Annotated in this window: 19 protein-coding genes; 9 read left to right on the top strand and 10 right to left on the bottom strand. The window is 51.5% G+C overall.

What is annotated here, in order from left to right; genetic code table 11:
* The first annotated feature begins 12 nt into the window (after window positions 1–12).
* The 3 genes from AC3WT9_RS18895 to AC3WT9_RS18885 all read left to right on the top strand — a co-directional run bounded on the left by AC3WT9_RS18895 (window position 13) and on the right by AC3WT9_RS18885 (window position 5,622).
* Entirely contained in the window at window positions 13–717 is a 705-nt protein-coding gene (locus AC3WT9_RS18895; RefSeq protein WP_341379773.1) for an ABC transporter ATP-binding protein, read from the top strand.
* Window positions 714–3,245: an FtsX-like permease family protein gene (locus tag AC3WT9_RS18890; protein WP_341379774.1), complete on the top strand. Its 2,532-nt coding sequence runs from the start codon at window positions 714–716 to the stop codon at window positions 3,243–3,245. Before AC3WT9_RS18895 ends, AC3WT9_RS18890 begins: the two co-directional genes overlap by 4 nt.
* Before the next feature lie 184 nt (window positions 3,246–3,429).
* On the top strand, window positions 3,430–5,622 hold the full coding sequence (locus tag AC3WT9_RS18885) for an alpha-galactosidase (protein ID WP_341379775.1): 2,193 nt from the start codon (window positions 3,430–3,432) through the stop codon (window positions 5,620–5,622).
* A 102-nt stretch (window positions 5,623–5,724) separates the two neighbouring features.
* Here the strand turns inward: AC3WT9_RS18885 and AC3WT9_RS18880 are convergent, their stop codons facing one another.
* From AC3WT9_RS18880 to AC3WT9_RS18865, 4 genes are all read right to left on the bottom strand, one after another.
* Window positions 5,725–6,588, bottom strand: coding sequence for a helix-turn-helix domain-containing protein (locus tag AC3WT9_RS18880; RefSeq protein WP_341379776.1), 864 nt, complete (start codon window positions 6,586–6,588; stop codon window positions 5,725–5,727).
* Window positions 6,589–6,615: 27 nt separating this feature from the next.
* The gene (locus tag AC3WT9_RS18875) at window positions 6,616–7,587 is read right to left on the bottom strand and encodes an EamA family transporter (protein WP_341379778.1); all 972 of its coding nucleotides are present in this window, start codon (window positions 7,585–7,587) and stop codon (window positions 6,616–6,618) included.
* A gap of 16 nt (window positions 7,588–7,603) precedes the next feature.
* Window positions 7,604–7,822 carry an Lrp/AsnC family transcriptional regulator gene (locus AC3WT9_RS18870; RefSeq protein ID WP_341379779.1) on the bottom strand — a complete coding sequence of 73 codons (219 nt, stop codon included), beginning with the start codon at window positions 7,820–7,822 and terminating at the stop codon, window positions 7,604–7,606.
* A 602-nt stretch (window positions 7,823–8,424) separates the two neighbouring features.
* Window positions 8,425–8,991, bottom strand: a complete 567-nt coding sequence (locus tag AC3WT9_RS18865; protein WP_341379780.1) for a GbsR/MarR family transcriptional regulator — start codon at window positions 8,989–8,991, stop codon at window positions 8,425–8,427.
* Between the two features lie 221 nt (window positions 8,992–9,212).
* Between AC3WT9_RS18865 and AC3WT9_RS18860 the strand changes: the two genes are divergently transcribed.
* The 6 genes from AC3WT9_RS18860 to AC3WT9_RS18835 all read left to right on the top strand — a co-directional run bounded on the left by AC3WT9_RS18860 (window position 9,213) and on the right by AC3WT9_RS18835 (window position 14,529).
* A complete protein-coding gene (locus AC3WT9_RS18860) occupies window positions 9,213–10,094 on the top strand; it encodes a carbohydrate ABC transporter permease (protein ID WP_492407784.1) in 882 nt (293 codons plus the stop codon).
* A 32-nt stretch (window positions 10,095–10,126) separates the two neighbouring features.
* Complete coding sequence (locus AC3WT9_RS18855; RefSeq protein ID WP_052092313.1) at window positions 10,127–10,969, top strand: carbohydrate ABC transporter permease; 843 nt, start codon at window positions 10,127–10,129, stop codon at window positions 10,967–10,969.
* Between the two features lie 33 nt (window positions 10,970–11,002).
* A complete protein-coding gene (locus AC3WT9_RS18850) occupies window positions 11,003–12,349 on the top strand; it encodes an ABC transporter substrate-binding protein (protein WP_341379782.1) in 1,347 nt (448 codons plus the stop codon).
* Between the two features lie 105 nt (window positions 12,350–12,454).
* The gene (locus AC3WT9_RS18845; RefSeq protein WP_341096282.1) at window positions 12,455–13,240 is read left to right on the top strand and encodes an HAD family hydrolase; all 786 of its coding nucleotides are present in this window, start codon (window positions 12,455–12,457) and stop codon (window positions 13,238–13,240) included.
* Window positions 13,237–13,578, top strand: coding sequence for a DMT family transporter (locus tag AC3WT9_RS18840; RefSeq protein ID WP_341096284.1), 342 nt, complete (start codon window positions 13,237–13,239; stop codon window positions 13,576–13,578). Before AC3WT9_RS18845 ends, AC3WT9_RS18840 begins: the two co-directional genes overlap by 4 nt.
* A 66-nt stretch (window positions 13,579–13,644) precedes the next feature.
* Complete coding sequence (locus tag AC3WT9_RS18835; protein ID WP_341096285.1) at window positions 13,645–14,529, top strand: metallophosphoesterase family protein; 885 nt, start codon at window positions 13,645–13,647, stop codon at window positions 14,527–14,529.
* 172 nt (window positions 14,530–14,701) lie between these two features.
* Here AC3WT9_RS18835 and AC3WT9_RS18830 read toward each other — a convergent pair whose 3' ends face one another.
* The 6 genes from AC3WT9_RS18830 to AC3WT9_RS18805 form a co-directional block, all read right to left on the bottom strand.
* Complete coding sequence (locus AC3WT9_RS18830) at window positions 14,702–15,526, bottom strand: MetQ/NlpA family ABC transporter substrate-binding protein (protein ID WP_341096287.1); 825 nt, start codon at window positions 15,524–15,526, stop codon at window positions 14,702–14,704.
* A gap of 61 nt (window positions 15,527–15,587) precedes the next feature.
* On the bottom strand, window positions 15,588–16,250 hold the full coding sequence (locus AC3WT9_RS18825; protein WP_341096290.1) for a methionine ABC transporter permease: 663 nt from the start codon (window positions 16,248–16,250) through the stop codon (window positions 15,588–15,590).
* Entirely contained in the window at window positions 16,243–17,004 is a 762-nt protein-coding gene (locus AC3WT9_RS18820; RefSeq protein WP_341097780.1) for a methionine ABC transporter ATP-binding protein, read from the bottom strand. Before AC3WT9_RS18820 ends, AC3WT9_RS18825 begins: the two co-directional genes overlap by 8 nt.
* 232 nt (window positions 17,005–17,236) lie before the next feature.
* Window positions 17,237–17,416, bottom strand: coding sequence for a hypothetical protein (locus AC3WT9_RS18815; protein WP_340896542.1), 180 nt, complete (start codon window positions 17,414–17,416; stop codon window positions 17,237–17,239).
* Window positions 17,417–17,447: 31 nt separating this feature from the next.
* Window positions 17,448–18,611 carry an ABC transporter permease gene (locus tag AC3WT9_RS18810; protein WP_341379783.1) on the bottom strand — a complete coding sequence of 388 codons (1,164 nt, stop codon included), beginning with the start codon at window positions 18,609–18,611 and terminating at the stop codon, window positions 17,448–17,450.
* Complete coding sequence (locus tag AC3WT9_RS18805; RefSeq protein ID WP_341379784.1) at window positions 18,565–19,833, bottom strand: ABC transporter permease; 1,269 nt, start codon at window positions 19,831–19,833, stop codon at window positions 18,565–18,567. Before AC3WT9_RS18805 ends, AC3WT9_RS18810 begins: the two co-directional genes overlap by 47 nt.
* Between the last annotated feature and the right edge of the window lie 3 nt (window positions 19,834–19,836).

Here is a 19,836-nt window from a genome sequence, read left to right as displayed (position 1 = left end):
GATGAATCACCCATGCCTATATTAAAAATAGAACACCTCAAGAAATATTATGGCAAAGATCCGCAGATGACGGTTAAAGCGCTGGACGATGTCTCTCTGTCTGTAGAAAAAGGCGAATTTCTGGCCATTGTCGGCACCAGCGGCAGCGGAAAAAGCACCCTGCTTCATATGCTCGGCGGCCTGGACCGGGCCACTGAAGGCAAAGTGATTGTGGATGGGAACGATATCTTTGCGATGAGTGACGAGAAATTGACGATTTTTAGACGCAGATCGGTTGGATTCATCTTTCAGAGCTATAATCTGGTACCGATTCTGAATGTGCTCGAAAATATATTGCTTCCTATAGAACTCGACGGCGGCAGAATTGATCAGAAATATCTGGATGAAGTGATCCAGGCCCTGGGACTTCAGGAGAAAATCCACAATCTTCCGTCTAACCTTTCCGGCGGGCAACAGCAGCGTGTTGCGATTGCCAGAGCACTGGCAACTAAACCTTCCATTATTCTGGCTGACGAGCCTACAGGGAATCTGGATAGCAAAACGAGCCAAGAGGTTCTTATTCTGCTGAAGCAGCTAAGCGAGAAATTCAATCAGACCATTGTCATGATTACTCATAATGAATCCATCGCCCAGACTGCCGACCGCATTATTAGAATTGAAGACGGACGCATTGTTTCCGGCAACGAGACGGTATCCACCGGGGTTAAGACGTTATGATCACAACCAACAACCGCAAAATTGTAAACCGCCTTGCTCTAAAAAGCCTGAAAGCCAATCTAATGCGCAATCTGGCCGTAATCTGCGCGGTCATCCTGACTACACTGCTCATTACCTCCATCTTCACCATGGTCTTAAGCATCAACAAATCGATGGAATTAGCCCAGATGAAAACGGTTGGCTCTGACTTCCACGGAGGCTTCAAATATCTGGCCCCGGCACAGGTCGAAGCGCTGAAGAAACATCCCTCCATCCGGGAATACGGAGTCACTCTTAAAGCTGGAGAGTTAACAAATGATGTGTTCAAGGATAGTCGGGTAGAGGTCTTACGGATGGATGAGAACAGCGCAAAGCACGGTTTTATAACATTCATTGAAGGCGGGCTGCCTGCCGCAGAAAATGAGGTTGTGCTAAATACCTGGGTGTTGGATAAGCTTGGCATCAGGCACGCGCTGGGCCAGCGGGTTGTTCTGGACATAGATACAGGGGTGCGCGTGATTCAGCAGGAATTTATTGTTTCGGGGTACTATTACGCGGACAGAAACCTGGCCATGTCGGGGCTGGCTTTGGTATCGGAGGCTTTTGTAAACAAGAACCTGTCCTCTATCGATCCGGTGAAGTCCAAAGCTGACGGTTCTTATGTGAATACCTCCGAACTAAGTGTGATGTTCAGCAATGCCGTCGATATCGAAAAAAAGCTCAATAAGGTACTCAAGGACACAGGTGTAGATGCTCCAATCGGAATAAACTGGGCCTACACAACTTCCTCCCTTTCAGATAACATCATCAAATTTGTTCCCTATATGGGAGTCATACTCATTATCATGCTTAGCGGATATTTGCTGATTTATAATATCTTCTACATATCGGTAGTGCGGGATGTCAAATTTTACGGCCTGCTGAAGGCCATCGGGACCACGCCGCAACAACTGAAGAGAATTATTATTAGTCAGGCGCAGCTGCTGTACATTCTAGGACTGCCGTTTGGCCTGGCTTCCGGTTATGGTATTGGCCGGTGGTTGACCCCGATGCTTAGCAACATCTCTCCTGATACTATGGAAACTTCCTATTCAGCCAGCCCGTGGATTTTTATTGGGGCTGCCGTATTCTCCTACCTGACGCTTTGGATCGCTGCCAGCAAGCCGGGCCGGATGGCCGCACGGATCTCCCCGGTGGAAGCGGTCAGATTCGCAGGCGTGAGCGTGAAACGGCGGATGAAGAAACGCTCGACACGCGGGGCAAAGCTTTACAGTATGGCCTTCTCCAATCTGTTTCGCAATAAAAAGAAGCTGTTTCTTATGCTGACCTCACTCTCCTTAAGTATGGTCTTGTTCAGTGTTATCTTTACCGTGATCTCATCGCTGGATGTCAATAAGTACCTGGAGACTTATATCGCCGGTGACTTTGTAATCCACAATAACGCTATCTTGTATACAGAAGGCGAACAGACCGGAGATCCTTACAAACTTTCGGAAGCGTTCAAAAGTACTCTGGATAAGATTGACGGAGTGGAACAGGTGGACAATGTATATTATAAATTCGAAAAATACACTTTGGATGACACGATACGCGCTTCACTGAAACCTCAAGCAGAGGTACTTAAACCCGAACCTTTCCTTGTACAAACTCTTAAGAATAACTTCATTATGCTCGATCTGTACGGCATTGATGGCGGCTGGTATGACCTGGTGCAGAAGGATGTTATTGAAGGAACCTTCGATAAACAGAAGTTCGCTTCCGGTAACTATGTGCTGGTGACAGAAGCTATGATGCATGGGGAAGATACTTATGAAACTTATTATCATCCCGGTGACACGATCAAACATCCGGGTCTGGGAAAGAGTTATGAAGTCATGGCCGTTTTAAAACTCGATGCCCTTTATGCAGCAACTACTCAATCATATCCAATCTATGGGTACAACACCTTCCTTCCCGCCTCAGAATTAACCAAGGCGCTGCCGGCGGGAAGCAATCCGCCTATGGGGTTGTCAGCAACCATTCACGCCGATCCGGCCAAGCTTAGCAGTGTTGAACAGGAGGTTAAGTCCATTGTAGCTTCAAGTGATGAGCTGGTCTTCAAATCAAGAGAAGATTACAAGGAGGAGCTTGGCTCGTTTATCCGCATTTTCCAGACGGTCGGCTACGGTCTCAGCTTTGTCATTGCGCTCATAGGCATCCTCAATTATATCAATACCGTTATTACCGGGGTCATTACCCGCAGAAATGAATTCGCCTTACTGGAGAGCATCGGTATGACCAAGCGGCAACTGAAAAGGGTTCTGGTCTATGAGGGAATGTACAATGTCCTGTTGACCGTAGCGATCACCTCCACCTTAGGCCTATTTCTGACTTACATCATTTCCAAAAACATAGCGGATAATATGGCCTTTACGGTCTACCACTTCAGCTGGCTGCCCTTTGTTCTGGTCATTCCGGTCCTGGCCGCTATTGCGTACACTGTAACGCTAAGCTCCTACAGCTTACTAACCAAGGCGACGGTTGTTGAAAGATTGCGGCAAGCAGAATAACCCCTAACGATGAAGCAGATCCGGGCAGCCGGGTCTGCTTTTTAGGGTCAGTCCCTTTATCCAGTTGCAAAAGAGACTACATTCCTCCATATTCTTTCTGCATTCCTCCATACGTTTGAATGCGAAACAGACTTATAATGAGTCTGTCTCATTACTTCAGCATCCACCTTAGGAGGTTATTTCTTTGTCCATTCACTATGATGCGAAGCTGCAAATCTTCCATCTGCAAACTGAAAATACCAGTTATGTATTCGGCCTGGCCCGCGGTACGTATCCCCTACATCTGCATTGGGGCAAAAAAATCCGCAGCTCTGCCGTTTCTGATTTATTCGATCCCGGAGCTATGGGCTTCAGCAGCACCGTTGATCCGGCAGAACCTTCGCTCTCCCTGGATACACTCCCCCACGAATATCCGGGCTATGGTTCGGGCGATTTCAGGGAGCCCGCTTACGTAGCTGAGCTGGCCAACGGCACAACGGTCACGGAACTCGCTTACGTGTCCCACAGCATCCTCAAGGGAAAACCGGCGCTGGAAGGCCTGCCGGCTGTATACGCCGAGACTGAAGAGGAAGCCGAAACGCTGCAGTTGGTGCTGGAGGATTCACTTGCCGGCCTCAGGGCCGAACTGTCTTACACGGTCATGAAGGGTTTCGATACCATTATCCGCTCGGCCCGGCTGATCAATACCGGAACCGCCCCGCTTAAGCTGAACCGGGCCTTGTCCCTGGCGCTCGATTTCCCGCATGATGAATTCGAGCTGATCCATCTTTCCGGCTCCTGGGCCCGGGAACGCCATTTGGTCCGTGCCCCGCTGCGCAGCGGAAATCAGGGCATCGACAGCAAACGCGGAGCGAGCAGCCATCAGCAGAACCCCTTCCTGGCCCTGCTCTCCCCGAATGCCGGCGAAGACAGCGGAGAAGCCTATGGCTTCAGCCTTGTCTACAGCGGCAGCTTCAGCGCCGGGGCCGAAGTGGACCAATACGGGTCCACCCGGGTCACGATGGGCATCAATCCCTTCGGCTTCCGCTGGCTGCTTGAGCCGGGCGAAAGCTTCCAGACACCGGAAGCTGTACTCGCTTATTCCGATGCGGGGATCGGCGGCATGTCCCGTATTTACCACCGCTTGTACCGTACCCGTCTGGCAAGAGGGCTGTACCGCGATGAACCGCGTCCGGTGCTGATCAACAACTGGGAAGCCACCTATTTCGGCTTTGATGCGGACAAGATCGAAGATATCGCCCGTGCCGGACAAGCGCTTGGCATTGAGCTGTTCGTGCTCGACGACGGCTGGTTCGGCCGCCGGGACGATGATACCACTTCCCTGGGAGACTGGTTCGTGGATAAACGAAAGCTGCCGCAGGGCCTGTCCGATCTGGCGGAACGGGTGAACCGGCTTGGCATGCAGTTCGGCCTCTGGTTCGAGCCGGAGATGGTCTCCCCCGACAGTGAGCTGTACCGCGCCCATCCGGATTGGTGCCTGCATGTGCCTGACCGCAGACGCAGTCAAAGCCGCAATCAATTGATCCTCGACCTGTCCCGGCCGGAGGTCTGCGACTACATTATAGATGCCGTTAGCAGCGTATTGTCATCAGCTCCGATCACTTATGTCAAATGGGATATGAACCGCCATATGACGGAGATCGGCTCCGCGTCGCTGCCGCCCGGGCGCCAGGGGGAAACTGCCCACCGCTATATGCTGGGGCTGTACCGGGTAATGGAAGAAATCACATCCAGCTTCCCGCATGTGCTGTTCGAGAGCTGCTCCGGCGGCGGCGGCCGGTTCGATCCGGGCATCCTGCACTACATGCCGCAGACCTGGACCAGTGACAATACCGATGCCGTAGAGCGCCTCAAGATCCAGTACGGCACAAGTATTGTCTATCCGGCCAGCGCCATGGGCGCACATATCTCGGCTGTGCCGAACCATCAGGTTCACCGCAGCACCCCGCTCTCCATGCGCGGCGATGTGGCGATGTCCGGCAACTTCGGGTATGAGCTGGACCTGACCCGGTTCACCGAACAGGAGCAGGCGGAAGCCGCTGCCCAGGTTGCCTTCTACAAAGAAATCCGTTCGCTTGTTCAGCAAGGGGATATGTACCGCCTGCTTTCGCCGTTTGAAGGCAATGAAACGGCTTGGATGTTCGTCGCCGAGGACCAGTCCGAGGCATTGGCCGGCTACTTCCGTGTGCTGGCCGGACCGAACACCGCCCGCCCCCGTCTCCGTCTTCAGGGACTTGATCCGGACAAGGATTACATCCTTAAGGAAACCGGCGTTATATACGGCGGAGACCGGCTGATGTATGCCGGCCTGCTGCTTCCCGAGCTGCATGGCGATTTCCGCAGCAAGCTGCTGCATTTCGTTGCAGTAACAGCATAAGTTTATCGCCAAACAAACAGGCCCGCGTAGGATGCGAGGCCTGTTTGTTTGCAATCGAGATCAACTAACCTAATTTCATTCCTTGCAGCCTGCGGACCTGGCTTATTTGGCATACAAACGGGATGCGCATTCATCCAATACCTCTTGGTTTAGAAATGGAGCAAGTTGCAGCAGTGTCCCTGCGTCTTTTTCAGTAAATGCCTTACGGGCGCATTCACTCAGAACTTCTTCACTGAGGAAGGGGGCCAGTGCCACCAGATTGCTGATTGGCCCGATCTCTATCATCTTCCTGGCGCATTCATCCAGCACTTCATCACTCAGAAAAGGGGCCAGTGCCACCAGATCAATGATTTCTCCGCTCTCCATGGCCCTTCGTGCGCATTCATCCAGCACTTCATCACTCAGAAAAGGAGCCAGCGCCACCAGGTCGCCGATTGGCCCGATCTCTATCACCTTCCTGGCGCATTCATCCAGTACTTCCTCACTCAGAAAAGGAGCCAGTGCCACCAGATTGCTGATTGGCCCGATCTCTATCACCTTCCTGGCGCATTCATCCAGCACTTCATCACTCAGAAAAGGAGCCAGCGCCACCAGGTCGCCAATCGGCACATTGGCCTTTACATGCTCAAACACCTCTTCGATTTGTTCCGTCTTAAGCAGAGGCGCAACTTCCAATATTTCTATTGCAGATACCTCATGCTGATGCAGGTAATCCTCAGTTGCATTTTCCAGCACACTTGTTAGGATCGCTGTCCCCCTACCCTCTTCCAGAATCTCCTCAATAGAGACATTAAAGATCTCTCCCAGTTCCGGGAGCTTGGAGATATCAGGCATGCTTGCGCCTCTCTCCCAATTGCTGACCGCCTGATAGCTGATTCCCAGCTTATCCGCGAGTCCCATTTGCGTGAGCCCTGCGGCCCCTCTTAATTTAACGATATTCCTGCCTACCTTTAGCATATCGAACATGTTACCACCCCTTCGGCTGTGATGTCCTCAGTGTATCGATTGCTGCTGATTTTGCATATCAAGCACTGCTTGAGTTCTTGCCTTCTGCGGCCTGCCGCGGAAAACGGTCACCAAAATTACAGCAGCGATAATGATAACGGCAGCGGTCAGGGTGTTCACGGTTATCTGTTCGCCCGCCAGCAGCCAGCCCAAGAATACGGCGACTATCGGGTTCACGAACGCATAGGTCGAAACCAGGGTAGCATCGGCGTTTTTGAGCAGCCAGATGTAGGCCGTGTAGCCTATAATCGAGCCGAAGACGATTAGATAACCCAGAGCTGCGTACGAACGGAGGGAAATGGCTGGAACGTCCATCTTGGACCAGTCGCCGGTAAAGAAGGAGAAAACCAGCAGCAGCGCGCCACCTGTCAGCATTTGCGCAGCCGTTGACATCAGCGGAGAATCCGGTATCCGGGCGCTGCGTGAGTACATGGAACCTGCCGCCCAACTAAGGGAAGCTGCCAGCAGGGTAATAATGCCGATCAGGTCGGTTGCAGTGCCATTGTCTCCCTGCCCCGGCTGGAAGACCAGAACGGCGATACCCAGCAATCCAAGCACAATCCCGGCGATAACACCGGGATTTGGACGCTTGCCGCTGCGGCCAAACCACCCGAACAGCATCATCCAGACGGGCACCGCAGCGACGATCAGAGAAGCAATAGATGAAGAGACCCTTTGCTCCGACCAGGCCACCATCCCATTGCCTCCAAGCAGCAGCAGCGCACCAACGATAGCGGAAGACCTCCACTCGCGTTCTACAGGACGTTTGGCTCCGCTTAGCCTTGAAATCACATACAGAACGGCTCCAGCGATAAAAAAGCGTATCCCTGCCATGAGAAAAGGCGGCATCGACTCAATCGCCACCTTCATGCCAACATAGGTTCCTCCCCAAAATAAATAAACGGACAACAGCGCAATGCCAACCGCATACATCGCGTTTGCTCCATTCTTTTGCCGCATACTGCACGTTCCTCTCTTATAAAAATTTGTACAGCCTTATGACGAGGATATGAAGGCCGATGATCTGACCTGCCGTTTCCTTGAAGCTCTGGCTGACCACCTTCACTGAGATCATGACCTTGATTTTCCGATCCAGCTTGCCCCAGTCCACAATGCCTCTGTACCCTTTGATCACACCGCTTTTCTCCAGCTTGCCGACTCGTTGATGCACCGAGGGCCGCGAGATATGCAGCAATATGTGTCGTCAGCACCGCTATATACTACACGCCGTCATAGGTCGGCTCGCTCCGCACAACGGAGCCATAGATACGCTCGAATTATATCTGGTCCACAGTCAATCCCCTCATACCGCCAGTATAAATGATTCGCTCACCTTATGCAGCCCTGTGAAATAGGAGAGCAAACTTACGACAGTAACTGTTTTCCTTGCAGCAACCCAAGAATAAATCGACCAAAGCGAAATTCAACAACACCATTGTTCCCCTTGAAAACAGGCGAATTGCAGGCTGTTTTTGGTACAGGCAAAAAACCCTCAAAACGGAAACCGTATGAGGGTGGCTTAAGCGCTGCTGGCCCGATAAATGTATTTGCTACAATAAAAACGCCGTGCAACCGTTTATTTTTAGCTTTAGATGTATTCTGTACAGTTAAAAAAGGCCGATATACTCCTTTTAGCAGGATGAGCTTTAGATAGGTGTACCAAGTGCAATTAGCTCCGTTTTAATGCCGATTTCTTCCCTTTTAGTTGCATAGAGTGCAGTTACAATTGAAAGATGGCACCTCTGGGCTGTACACAAACTAACTAAAGAGGTGAAGCTGTACTCAGAGTTCAGGAATTCATTCCTTGCCGGGCAGTCCGGCCCCGCCAAAGAATTCCCCTTCCTCCAGCCCCGACACAAACCGCTGCAGCCAGTCATAATATTCTCCCGCATGCTGGAGCTTGTCCAGATCCCGTTGGCAGGCCTGCCGTTCCTCTTCAGGAGTGTCCTTCGCCTGGATCAGCTCCTGGAGCTCTGGCATCACCGTACCCATCGCCTCCTGCATGACATCAATTTCCCGCTGAAGCTTCAGGGTGAAGAAGTTTTTGAATGCCTGAAAAAAATCAGTCTCGGCTACATACAGCTCCTTCCGCTCGCGTTTCTCGTCCAGCTTGGTCACCATCCGGGAAGCGATCAGGGAGCGGACGCCGTAGCTCATATTGCTTTTGCTCATATTCATGACCTGCTTCATTTCCTCCAGCGTCATCGGCTTGTCCTCAAAGAACATAATCCCGTATAGCTGTCCGTAAGAAAAATTCGCTCCATATAAATCCATCGTCTGCGCTATCGCATCAATCATCGGTCGCAGCAGTTGCTCCCGTGGTGATAAATGCTGGTTGCCCTCGCCAAATGCGGCCTGCTTCATTCGCTGCACCTTCACTCTTTTTTAGAATCGTTCCCTCTACATTACACAATACTGAAGCTTCGTTACAGGTTTTCTGCAAATTTTACACAATTTCCGAACGATGTTTACTTCCGCTTAACCACAGGCTCGTCTCATGAGTGTACAATTTTTTTTGAACAGAGGAGATTTCCTCTGCATTATACCGCAAAATCAAGCTGATGGAATGGGGTATCGGAACGAAAATGACACGCTCAAAGGTTATTAACGGCTTGAAGCCCATGCTGTTCACGCTGCCGGCGATGGTACCGTTCGTTCTGTTCTGGCTGGCGCCGCTGTTGTATGTGCTGTATCTCAGCTTCACAGAATGGGACTTTATGAGCCCGGAGAAAACTTTTGTCGGACTGCAAAATTATGCCGATCTTTTCAGCAACCCGGCCTTTTACAAAGCGCTGAGAGTGACCGCGCTCTTCTGTGCGGGCAGTGTGCTGCCGATCATTCTCCTGGGACTCGGACTCGCGCTGCTGATGAACCGCAAGCTGAAAGGCTCCGCACTTTATCAGGTGCTGCTGTTCTCGCCATGGGTCACGCCAACCGTCGCTGTATCCATTGTCTGGTCGTGGATCTATGAGCCTGAGGTCGGCCTTGCCAATACGGTGCTTGATTTCCTCGGACTCGGGAAAATCGGCTGGCTGCATGACCCCAAATGGGCGCTTGTGGGAGTTCTCCTGGTGACCATCTGGAAATCCGTGGGCTGGGCGATGATCTTTTATCTGGTGGCGCTGCGGAATGTGCCTTCAGACCTGCTGGAAGCCGCGGAGCTTGATGGCGCAAGCGCTGCGCAGAAGTTCTTTCGCATCACTCTGCCGCTGATCTCGCCAACCACCTTGTTTCTGTTCGTGGTGCAGCTTATCCAGGCCCTTCAGGCCTACGATCAGATTAACGTGCTGACCCAAGGCGGCCCCTCCGGCTCCACCCGCACGCTGCTGTATCTGTATTATCAGTCCGCCTTCGAATCCTTCCAGATTGGAGAGGCTTCCAGTGTAGCTGTTGTCCTTGTCATCATCTGCATGCTGCTGTCCGTATTCTCATTCGGCATCAGCAAACGGACGACCCATTATCAATAATCCGTACATTTTCCAAGAGGAGGTCTCACCGCTTGCGTATATTCACACGGCTGGGCGGACCGGCCCGTCATCTTTTTTTTGCTACACTTGCCCTGCTGATGGCTTTCCCGTTCTACTGGATGGTCACCAGCGCACTGAAAACCAATGATGAAATCTGGCGTTCCCCGCCTACACTCTGGCCTGAAGTGCCGCTCTGGGGAAATTTCGCCGCTGCCTGGAATGAGGCCCCGTTTGCAAGATACATGGGCAACAGCATTTTCGTCGCCACTTCCATCGTCATTCTGCAGATCATCAATTCCGGCATGATGGCCTATGCGCTGACGCATATGAAATTCCGCCTGAAGGGGCTTTTTGCCGGAGTGATCCTGTTCGGTTATATGGTTCCGGCTACAGCGGTCTACCTGCCCGGCTATCTTGTGCTGTCCGAGCTGCACCTGCTGAATTCCTACGGCGGTCTGATTCTCTCCAACTCTGTAAGCATCTTCGCGATCTTTCTGATCCGGCAAGCGTTCCTGCAGGTATCGCATGAGCTGGTGGAGGCCGGTGAAGTGGACGGCGCCTCTCATATGCGGATTCTGTGGACGGTGCTGGTGCCGGTTACGAGGTCATCCTTTGCCGTGCTGGCGCTGATTACCTTCATTGATCAGTACAATAATTATTTCTGGCCGATGCTGATTACCAAAGACCCTGACCTGCAGTTAGTCTCGGCTGGCCTGCGCAGCTTTTTCGTGGAAGGGGGTGCATACGGATTACAATGGCCGCTGATCATGGCCGCCAGCGCCTTCACCATCGCCCCGCTGCTGCTTGTCTTCCTGCTGGCGCAGAAAACAATTATGCAAAGTGTCAATATGACGGCAGGCTCCAGTAAAGGCTGAATCTTACATTTTTGAACAAAGAGGAGAATGATGATGAACATATTAAAAAGGTTGTCGGCGGTATCTATGATTGCCGGATTCACAGTGCTCACGGCTTGCGGCGGAAATTCCGCTTCGGACAACGTTACGGCGGGAGGCGGTGCCTCCGCAGCTCCAGCGGCAGACGCCCCTCCAGCCCAAAGCGAACCGGTAACCATTGAATTCTGGTATGGCCTTGGCGGCAAGCTTGGCGAGAATATGGAATCGCTCATCCAAAAGTTCAACGCCTCGCAGCAGGAGGTCATCGTCAAAGGCATCGTGCAGGCAGACTACAGCGAAACCGAGCAGAAGCTTCAGGCTGCCATTGCTACCGGACAGGTTCCTGCAGCCGTGCTCTCCTCCAATATGGACTGGGCGCGCAAGGGATATTTCTCTCCGATGGATGAGCTGATCGCCCAGCAGGCGGATTTTAATAAAGAGGATTTTGTCCAGACCTTTCTGAACCAGGGCCAGGTTGACGGCAAGCAGTATTTCCTTCCGATGTACGGAACGACACAGATTATGTATTACCGCAAGGATGCTTTTGAGAAAAGCGGCATCGATGCCAGCCAGCTGAAGACCTGGGAAGACCTGGCGGCAGCCGCTGGGAAAATGGCCGTTAAAGACGGCGGCAAAACAACCTTCTTCGGATGGGAGCCGATGTGGGGCTCCGGCAACATGATCGATGCCGTGCTCAGCAAGGGCGGCAGCGTTCTTAGCGAGGATGGCACCAAAGTAACGATCGACTCTCCGGAGTGGATTGAAACCTGGGATCTGTTCCGCAAATGGATTCACGAGGACAAGACCATGCGCATCCACTCCGGCGGACAAGGCTGGGAGTACTGGTACAAGACCATTGACGATGTGATGAAAGGCCAAGCGGCGGGCTATATTGGCTCCAGCGGAGATCAGGGTGATCTGGATTTCAGCATCGTCTCCGCAATGGAGCAGCCGGGCTGGGCCGGAGTTGGCGAAGGCAAGCCTGTGGCACAAGCGATCATGGCCGGTATTCCTGCCAAAGCCGGGGATGACGAGAAGCTGGCAGCGATGAAATGGCTGACCTACTTCACGAACTCCGAGAATACCGCCTTCTGGTCAATCAACACCGGATATATTTCCGTCCGCCAGTCTGCGCTTGAAGATCCGGCATTCGTCTCCTTCAGCGAGACCAATCCGCAGATCAAAATCCCGTTAATGCAGGCGTCCCACGCCTCCGCCCCCTTCCAGGACCCTACCGGAGGCAAAATCAATGATGCGCTGACCATTGCTGCGGACAAGGTGCAGATTGAAAATATCCCGGCGGCTGAGGCCCTGAAGGAAGCGCAGCAAACTGCCCAGACCGCACTTGATAAAGTAAAATAAGCGGTATATCGTATCAAGTGAAAACGGCTTCGCCGTCCTTAAATGGACGGTATCCGTTTCAGCGAGAAATAGGACGTGAATTATTAAATCTAAGGGGGCGGCAGCATGCCTGAGCTCATCACTCCGCAAGGGGAACATTCCATATCCGCGATTCTGTTCGACAAGGACGGCACACTGCTGCAGTTCGTTTCCCTCTGGGGAAGCTGGGGTGAGTGTTTCCTGGGACAGTTCACCCGGCAGCTGGAACAACGCGGCCTAGAATTCCCGGTTCAGTATCTGGCCTCCCTGCTGGGAACCGTTCACGATGCTGAGGGTAGAATTACAGACTATGACCGGAATGGTCCCTTGGCCATGGGGACGATGAGCGACCTTTACGCCATTCTGTCCTGGCAGGGTTACCTGCTAGGCTTATCCTGGGCCGAGTCCAAGGAACTGGTAGAGCTCTGCCGTCAGGAAGCGGATGTGATGCTGGAGCGCAGCCGCCCGGTGCTCCCGCTTCCCGGCCTGCTCCGGTTCCTTGACGACTGCACAGCCAAGGGCATTGCTCTGGCTGTAGTGACTGCCGATGAAACAGCGGCAGCCGAAAATCACCTCCGCTGGCTCGGTATCCAACATTATTTCTCTGCCGTGATCGGTACGGATCAGGTCGAGCGGGGCAAGCCGTTTCCCGATATGGCGCTGCTCGCCTGTGAGCGGCTTGGGGTACAACCTGGCGGGGCCGCCGTGATTGGCGATACGAACGGCGATATGCGGATGGCTAAGGCCGCCGGGGCAGCTGTAGCCGTCGGGATTGCCGGCGCAGCGGATATATCAATGCGCGGTCTTTTGCCGGATGCAGATTCTCTGGTGCAGTCCTATGCAGAACTAAGTATTGGAAGGAATACTAGGTGAGGGCCGAAGGGGTGTGGGCCTGGGTTTTTCTCGCGCTGGCGATTCTGTTCGAGCTCTCGGGAACCATCTCCATGAAAATATCCCACGGTTTCACCCGGCTCTGGCCCTCCGTGCTGATGTTCCTGTTCTATGGGATCAGCTTCACCTCGCTGAATGTGGCGCTCACCTCGATCAAGGTCGGGGTAGCTTATGCAGTATGGTCAGGTACAGGAATCATCCTGATCTCCGTCGTGGGGGCAGTGTATTTCGGGGAGCGGCTGACACTGTCCTCCCTATTATGGGTGACTGTGATTGTGGCCGGAATTGTGGGCTTGAACATTAGTGCCAAGGGGCATTAACAAAGTTATATTCCTATACTCTGCATTCAGTTTAATACCATGCAATCCAAGGAGGCTCTCTCGCAAATGAGTACAAATGAACCAGGCGGACCACAGCCGCTGTTTACCTTCCAAATTATCACCGACACCCATGTCACTGCCGATCCATCCCATGAGTATAATCTGAATTTCGAGCGGGCGCTGCATGATCTGGCTCACCATGCCCAGGGCAGCAGCGGGATTATGCATATTGGCGACATTACGGATCATGGCTTCCAGGAAGAATATGAGGAAGTCCACCGTATTCTGCAGCTGCATCAGGCAGCACTCCCGGAGATTCGTTACACCTTGGGGAACCATGATGTGGGCCTTGGCCACTGGGAATCCCGCCTGGCAATGTACACTTCCTGCATGGAAATGCCCGGCCCCTATCATGACCATTGGATCGGCGGATATCATTTTATTTTCCTGGGAACAGAGGAAGGTCTGCCAACGTTCTGTAAACTGTCGGAGGAGCAGCTTCGATGGCTGGACCGTAAGCTTGGGGAAAAGCTGGTGGACGGACACTCGAAGCCTGAGCAGCCTGTTTTTCTCTTCCTGCATCAGCCGCTGAAGGACACTGTAGCCGGATCTTTGGAGTCACAAGAGTGGTTTGGCGTCACTCAAGATAAGGAACTGCGCTCCATCCTCTCCAAATATCCCCAAACACTTCTTTTTACAGGCCATACGCATTGGGAGCTTGAAGTCGACAACACGATGTACCCCGGCAACGGCGAGACGGCAACCATGTTCAATAGTGCTTCGGTTGCTTACCTCTGGACGAATGCGGATGAACACAAGACCGGCAGCCAAGGGTATTATGTGGAGGTCTATACCGACAAAGTCCTTGTAAAGGGACGGGATTTCACTACAGGAAGCTGGATTGAGTCGGCGCAGTACGAGGTGGTTACGTCCTTAAATGTACGCAGCTAATACCTTGTCGATGTCCGGAACATCCGGTTACATTAACAAAACAGCTATAACAAAAAGCAGCCTTCTCCCGTTAGTGGTGAAGGCTGCTTTTGCATGTCGGCATCATACCATTGATATCAATAGTCGCTGCGCCGGATTAAAACAAAGCAGAGCTTACTGCGGCTACCTTGCCTCAAAACGCAGGCAATGCGATCTCCGCATAGTTATCTTCAAGGAATTTCTTCACTTCAGGTCCGCTGATGCGCTTCGCCAGCTTTTGGATGGCATCCGAAGCCTGGTTGTCTTCGCGTGCTACCAGGGTGATGGTGAATTCGGAATCTTCGCGTTCTGTAATCAGCGCATCCTTCTTCGGCGTCAGGCCCAGCGGACTGGCATAAGCCGGAGTCATCGCTACCAGATCGCCATCATCCAGCATCCGGGCCAGCATCAGCAGGTCCACTTCCTCGAACTTATAGTTCTTGGCATTTTCGGTGATGTCGGCTTGTGTAGCCTTAATGCCTACGCCTTCCTTAAGCTTGATGAGTCCAGCGTCCGCGAACATTTGCAGGGAACGTCCAATGTTCGACGGGTCGTTGGCCATTACCAGTGTTGCCCCTTCCGGCAGTTCGCTGATCGCCTTGTAACGTTTGGAATACCCGCCGTAAATGGCATCATACACTGGCTGTACAGCAACCAGCTTGGAGCCTTTGCTGGCATTAAACTGTTCCATGTAGGGAACATGCTGGAAGAAGTTCGCATCCACTTCTTTATTCGCCAGCGCTTCATTCGGCTGCACATTGTCGGACAGCACCACAACCTCCATATCCACACCGTCTTCCAGCAGCAGCGGTTTCACAATATCAAGAATATCCGTCATCGGCGGAATCAGCGAAGCCACTTTAATCTTTACAGGCTCTTTGCTGCCTGCAGCGGGTGCCTCTGCATTCTCCTTGTTATTTCCACAACCGGCAACGATCAATACAAGCAGTATAAGCGCGAATAACATTGTTTTTTTCATGAGTACAACTAACCCCCAACTTTATATTTTTATTTCAAGGCCATAGATGCTTGCAAATTCCTCAGCGTTTATCCAGCAGCCTCGCCGCAGTGCTGCCCGTAAATTGAATCACCTGCACGAGCACAATCATCACGACAATCGCATAGATCATCACTTCTGTCTCGAAGCGCTGGTACCCGTAACGGATGGCGAAATCTCCGACTCCACCCCCGCCAACAACGCCCATTACCGTCGAGAACGAAATAAAACTTATTGTAGAAGCAGTCAGTCCAAGCACCAGACCGGAACGGGCCTCCACATAAAGAAACTTGAAAATCAGTGAAACCTTTGAAGCTCCCATAGACAAGGCCGCTTCAATCGTCCCCTTCGGAACCTCCAGCAGCGATTGTTCTACCAGCCGCGAGTAATAGGCAATAGCAACAATAGACAACGGCACAGTAGCCGCTACCGTACCAATCGCCGACCCCACGAGGAAGCGGGTGACGGGAATCAGAGCCACAACAAGCAGCAGGAACGGAAACGAACGGACAACGTTGACGATGCTGTTGAGGATAAGAGACAGCAGCTGATTCTCATACAGCTGGCCTTTGCGGCAAAAATAAAGCAGCGTTCCCAGCGGAAGCCCCAGCAGTACGGCTGAACCTACCGAAATGCCTACCATTACAAAGGTTTCCCCAATAGATTGCCACATTTGATCCTGGTATTTCAGCATAGCCTCAAACATAGGCTTCCCCCGCTTTGCCGGTAATTTGCTCACGGTAGGAACCGGTATAGCCGGCGGGCGCTGTAAAACCAATCTCCCCGCGGGAGAAGGAATCCACGATTCTGCCCTCTTCCATAACAGAGACATCACTGCAGATGCTGCGGACAACATCCAGCTCATGGGTGACGATGACAATCGTGACGCCGAGTGTGCTGTTAATCTCTTTCAGCACAGCAAGAATATCCGCCGTTGTTCCCGGATCAAGCGCCGAGGTCGGCTCATCGCAGAGCAGCAGCTTCGGGCTGTTCGCCAGTGCCCGGGCGATGGCTACCCGCTGCCGCTGCCCGCCGCTGAGCTGGGCGGGATACTGCTCCGCCTTGTCCGCAAGTCCGACGAATTGCAGGCATTCCTCCACCCGCTTCATCCGTCCGCTCCGCGGCATACCGGCCAGCTCCAGCGGAATGGCGACATTCCGGCTGACTGTAGCATTGCCGAGCAGATTAAACTGCTGGAAGATCATACCGATCTTCTGCCTCTCCTCACGCAAAGCCTTTTCCGCCATTCCGGTAAGCTTCTTGCCGTCAACTGTAACAATCCCCTCATCTGGCCGCTCTAGCAGATTGATCAGCCGCAGCAGTGTCGATTTGCCTGCCCCGCTTGCTCCGATAATGCCATGGACAGCTCCTGTCTTCACCTCAAGCGATACCTGCCGGACAGCATGATAGCTGCCTTCCTTCAACTTAAAGCTTTTACTCACCCCACTCAGCGATAGAATATGTAAGCCCCCCTCTCCAGAACGCCTATACTATTGCCTCTCATCGCCTCAAACAGTGTACTATAATTATTTAAAATCTGTTTTATTAAAAATCTCTTTAAATAATAAGGTATTTTGTCGTCTGTGTCATCATTTTTCTCAAAATGATATATCAGCGGCATGGAAGAAAAACATGCCCGCAGAAGTAGAAATTAACAAACAAAAAATCCTCCCGGTCAGGAGGACGCAAACTTCAGACATGAAAGGCTCTTGAGATCCCGTTAATCAGCAAGAACACACCCAAGATTCTCAGTACAACTCTGGAGGTTTTGTCATCCTTTTTAAAGATGATTCTCCCAAACGCTCCAATCCATACATTGATGATGAGACCTGCGAGCAGCTCGATGATTCCTGCAAGCTCTGTAATGCCCAATATTATCACTTCCCACTCACCGTTATGATTATTAACATCCCTCTAATCCTCTAAGCTCTTTGCGCATAAATACATAAGCTCCGGCCAGTCCCAAGAATCCAATCCCGGCAAGGGCGATAACTGCTGAACCTATCGAACCGTCCCGGATGTTCATAACGGATGTTACTTGGATAACCCATGCCTCAGGTGTGAATTTACCGATAGTCCTCATAACCTTTGGAGCGAATTGCATGGAGAAGAAGGAGCCCCCCAGCATCCCGGTAACCGCGACAATAATGGAAGCTGCGGAGGTAAACTGCTTCTGGCTCTTCATAAATGGAAGGATTAGCATGGTTAATCCAATTAAGGCGAATAAATACATGGCAAGCAGCATAACGAGAACAGGCAGATTATGATTTATCATGTTTACTCTCAGCAGATATTTTCCTGAGAGCAGTATGACTGAAATATAAATAATGCCAAATAAAAACGCTGCGGCCATTTTTGAGAGCAGATATTTCATATAGCTGACGGGTGTGCTCAATAGCCGGTTTACGGTTTTGTTTTCCTTTTCGTCGACCAGCGATCTTAAGCCCTGAACGACTACAAACCAAATGAACATCGCCATAAAGCCTGTAAACCTTTCGGCAGTAGTTTTGTTCTCTCCCTCTTCACTGCTGTTCAGAGTCTGCACAATAATGCTCGGTTTCGAAGCACCTTTTAATGCTGTAAATAAATATCTGGACATTGAATCAGCATTCAGCTGTAAATGACCGGACATATACTCCGAGTCATTGACTACTTTACGAATTGTGCCAGCTTCACCGGCGATGACCTCTTTAAGCAGCGCCCCCTCGCCGTTCTCCTCATTTTGCACAAAGCTGAGGGGAAGCTCCTGTCCTGACAGCAACATGCTGCTGAAATCCTGCCCGATCACAAATCCAAAAGGAATATCCTGCGCGTCCACCTTATCCTTAATGCTTTTCACATCGGTATTAATCACCCGCAAGCCGCTGCGCTGACTAATCAGCTCTAATAATTGCTTGGAGTACATGCTGTGATCATCATCTGCAGCATATATAGTATCCGGCATGCTGCCTGTAGAGAACGAGAACAGATACGTTAGAATTAGTGGAAGGCCCATCATCGCCAAAACGGCTATTCGATTGCTAAATATCTGTTTCAGCTGATGTTTCAGCATGATGATAAATTGCACGAAAACTCCACCTTCTCCCACTGTATTGACTAATGCATACGATAATACAGATGACTCCCAGCCCTATCAGCTCCAGCAAATCTTTATACGATCCGGCAAGTCCGTTATTTTGGCTGATACTGAGGTACGCATTAATTGCTTTTCCGTTGGGGAGCAGCCCCTGAATGATCCGCAGACTTTCCGGCAATTCGCTTCTACTGACAAAACTTCCGCCCAAAAAGCTGAAAATATACAGCACAGGTGAAGCCAAGCTGGATACAGTCGTATGATCTTTGGCAATAAATCCCCAGAGCAGCACAAGACTTCCTATGGCAAAAGCATACACAACCGTTATCATCAAAAGCTCAAGGGGCTGGCCCCAGCTCATTGCGAACACCAGCCAGCTGATGAGAATTACGCAAGACATTTGCAATACAATCGCCAGTATAATTCCGCTCAATTTGCCTAAAACATACTGCACATCCCAAGCAGGCGTTGAACGTATTCTGAATAAAGTATGGTTTTGCCGCTCATCTACGATGCTGTGCACCAGCACAAAGGCCGTCATGATCGAAAACATAACTACCATGGCAATGGAGTAATACTGTATCGCATCTACCGGCACCGCATCCTTTTGCGTTGAAACCGTCGGGATATCCGGGGAACGGCCGCTGAAATTGAATATATGGCTTTGAAGCTCCGCGATTTGGGCTTGCGGAAGACCGTTACCGCCGTTTGAGAACTGGAGAACCGCAGACTTCTCTTCATTTAACAGGTTGAGCTGCTCACAGAACTGCTCCAGTATAGTCCTCACGATTGCCGTTTGGAGCGTTTTGGCAGATTCTCCGATCACAACAAGGTTCGCCGCCTCCTGCTTTATTGCAGCATTCGTAAAGTTATCCGGCACATATATAAAAACAGAGGCATGACCGTCTTCGACTCTTTGTTTGCCCTCGTCATAGCTGGCCGCTTCCTGCAAATGTATGACTTTCCGCAGATCTTCCCGCATAAAAACATTCTTTAAGGATTTCCCTAAGGCCAGCGGGCTCCCTTGAGCAGCAACGCTTTTATGCGCATTATAAAAAGCAACGTCAAACGCCTTCACACTGGAGTCTGATCCGCCGAATGCCGTGCCCAGAATGAGAATCAGTAGAGAAGGAAACAAAATCAGCTTCAGATAGAACCATTTATTTTTGGTCAGCAACCGGAAATCCAGTAAAAATAATGTGATCAGTTTTCGCATGGC

The organism is Paenibacillus sp. EB106-06-01-XG199, from assembly GCF_058791575.1.
The sequence above is the reverse complement of the archived record's forward strand: the minus strand, read 5'-3'. Positions and strand labels throughout refer to the sequence as shown.

Excerpts from the sequence above, each read along its gene's own strand:
- AC3WT9_RS18865 (WP_341379780.1), bottom strand. The coding sequence starts at position 8,991 with ATGAAGCAGGCCGCATTTGGCGAGGGCAACCAGCATTTATCACCACGG.
- AC3WT9_RS18860 (WP_492407784.1), top strand. The coding sequence starts at position 9,213 with ATGACACGCTCAAAGGTTATTAACGGCTTGAAGCCCATGCTGTTCACG.
- AC3WT9_RS18835 (WP_341096285.1), top strand. The coding sequence starts at position 13,645 with ATGAGTACAAATGAACCAGGCGGACCACAGCCGCTGTTTACCTTCCAA.
- AC3WT9_RS18845 (WP_341096282.1), top strand. The coding sequence starts at position 12,455 with ATGCCTGAGCTCATCACTCCGCAAGGGGAACATTCCATATCCGCGATT.
- AC3WT9_RS18830 (WP_341096287.1), bottom strand. The coding sequence starts at position 15,526 with ATGAAAAAAACAATGTTATTCGCGCTTATACTGCTTGTATTGATCGTT.
- AC3WT9_RS18895 (WP_341379773.1), top strand. The coding sequence starts at position 13 with ATGCCTATATTAAAAATAGAACACCTCAAGAAATATTATGGCAAAGAT.
- AC3WT9_RS18890 (WP_341379774.1), top strand. The coding sequence starts at position 714 with ATGATCACAACCAACAACCGCAAAATTGTAAACCGCCTTGCTCTAAAA.
- AC3WT9_RS18805 (WP_341379784.1), bottom strand. The coding sequence starts at position 19,833 with ATGCGAAAACTGATCACATTATTTTTACTGGATTTCCGGTTGCTGACC.
- AC3WT9_RS18880 (WP_341379776.1), bottom strand. The coding sequence starts at position 6,588 with ATGTTCGATATGCTAAAGGTAGGCAGGAATATCGTTAAATTAAGAGGG.
- AC3WT9_RS18825 (WP_341096290.1), bottom strand. The coding sequence starts at position 16,250 with ATGTTTGAGGCTATGCTGAAATACCAGGATCAAATGTGGCAATCTATT.
- AC3WT9_RS18875 (WP_341379778.1), bottom strand. The coding sequence starts at position 7,587 with ATGCGGCAAAAGAATGGAGCAAACGCGATGTATGCGGTTGGCATTGCG.
- AC3WT9_RS18850 (WP_341379782.1), top strand. The coding sequence starts at position 11,003 with ATGAACATATTAAAAAGGTTGTCGGCGGTATCTATGATTGCCGGATTC.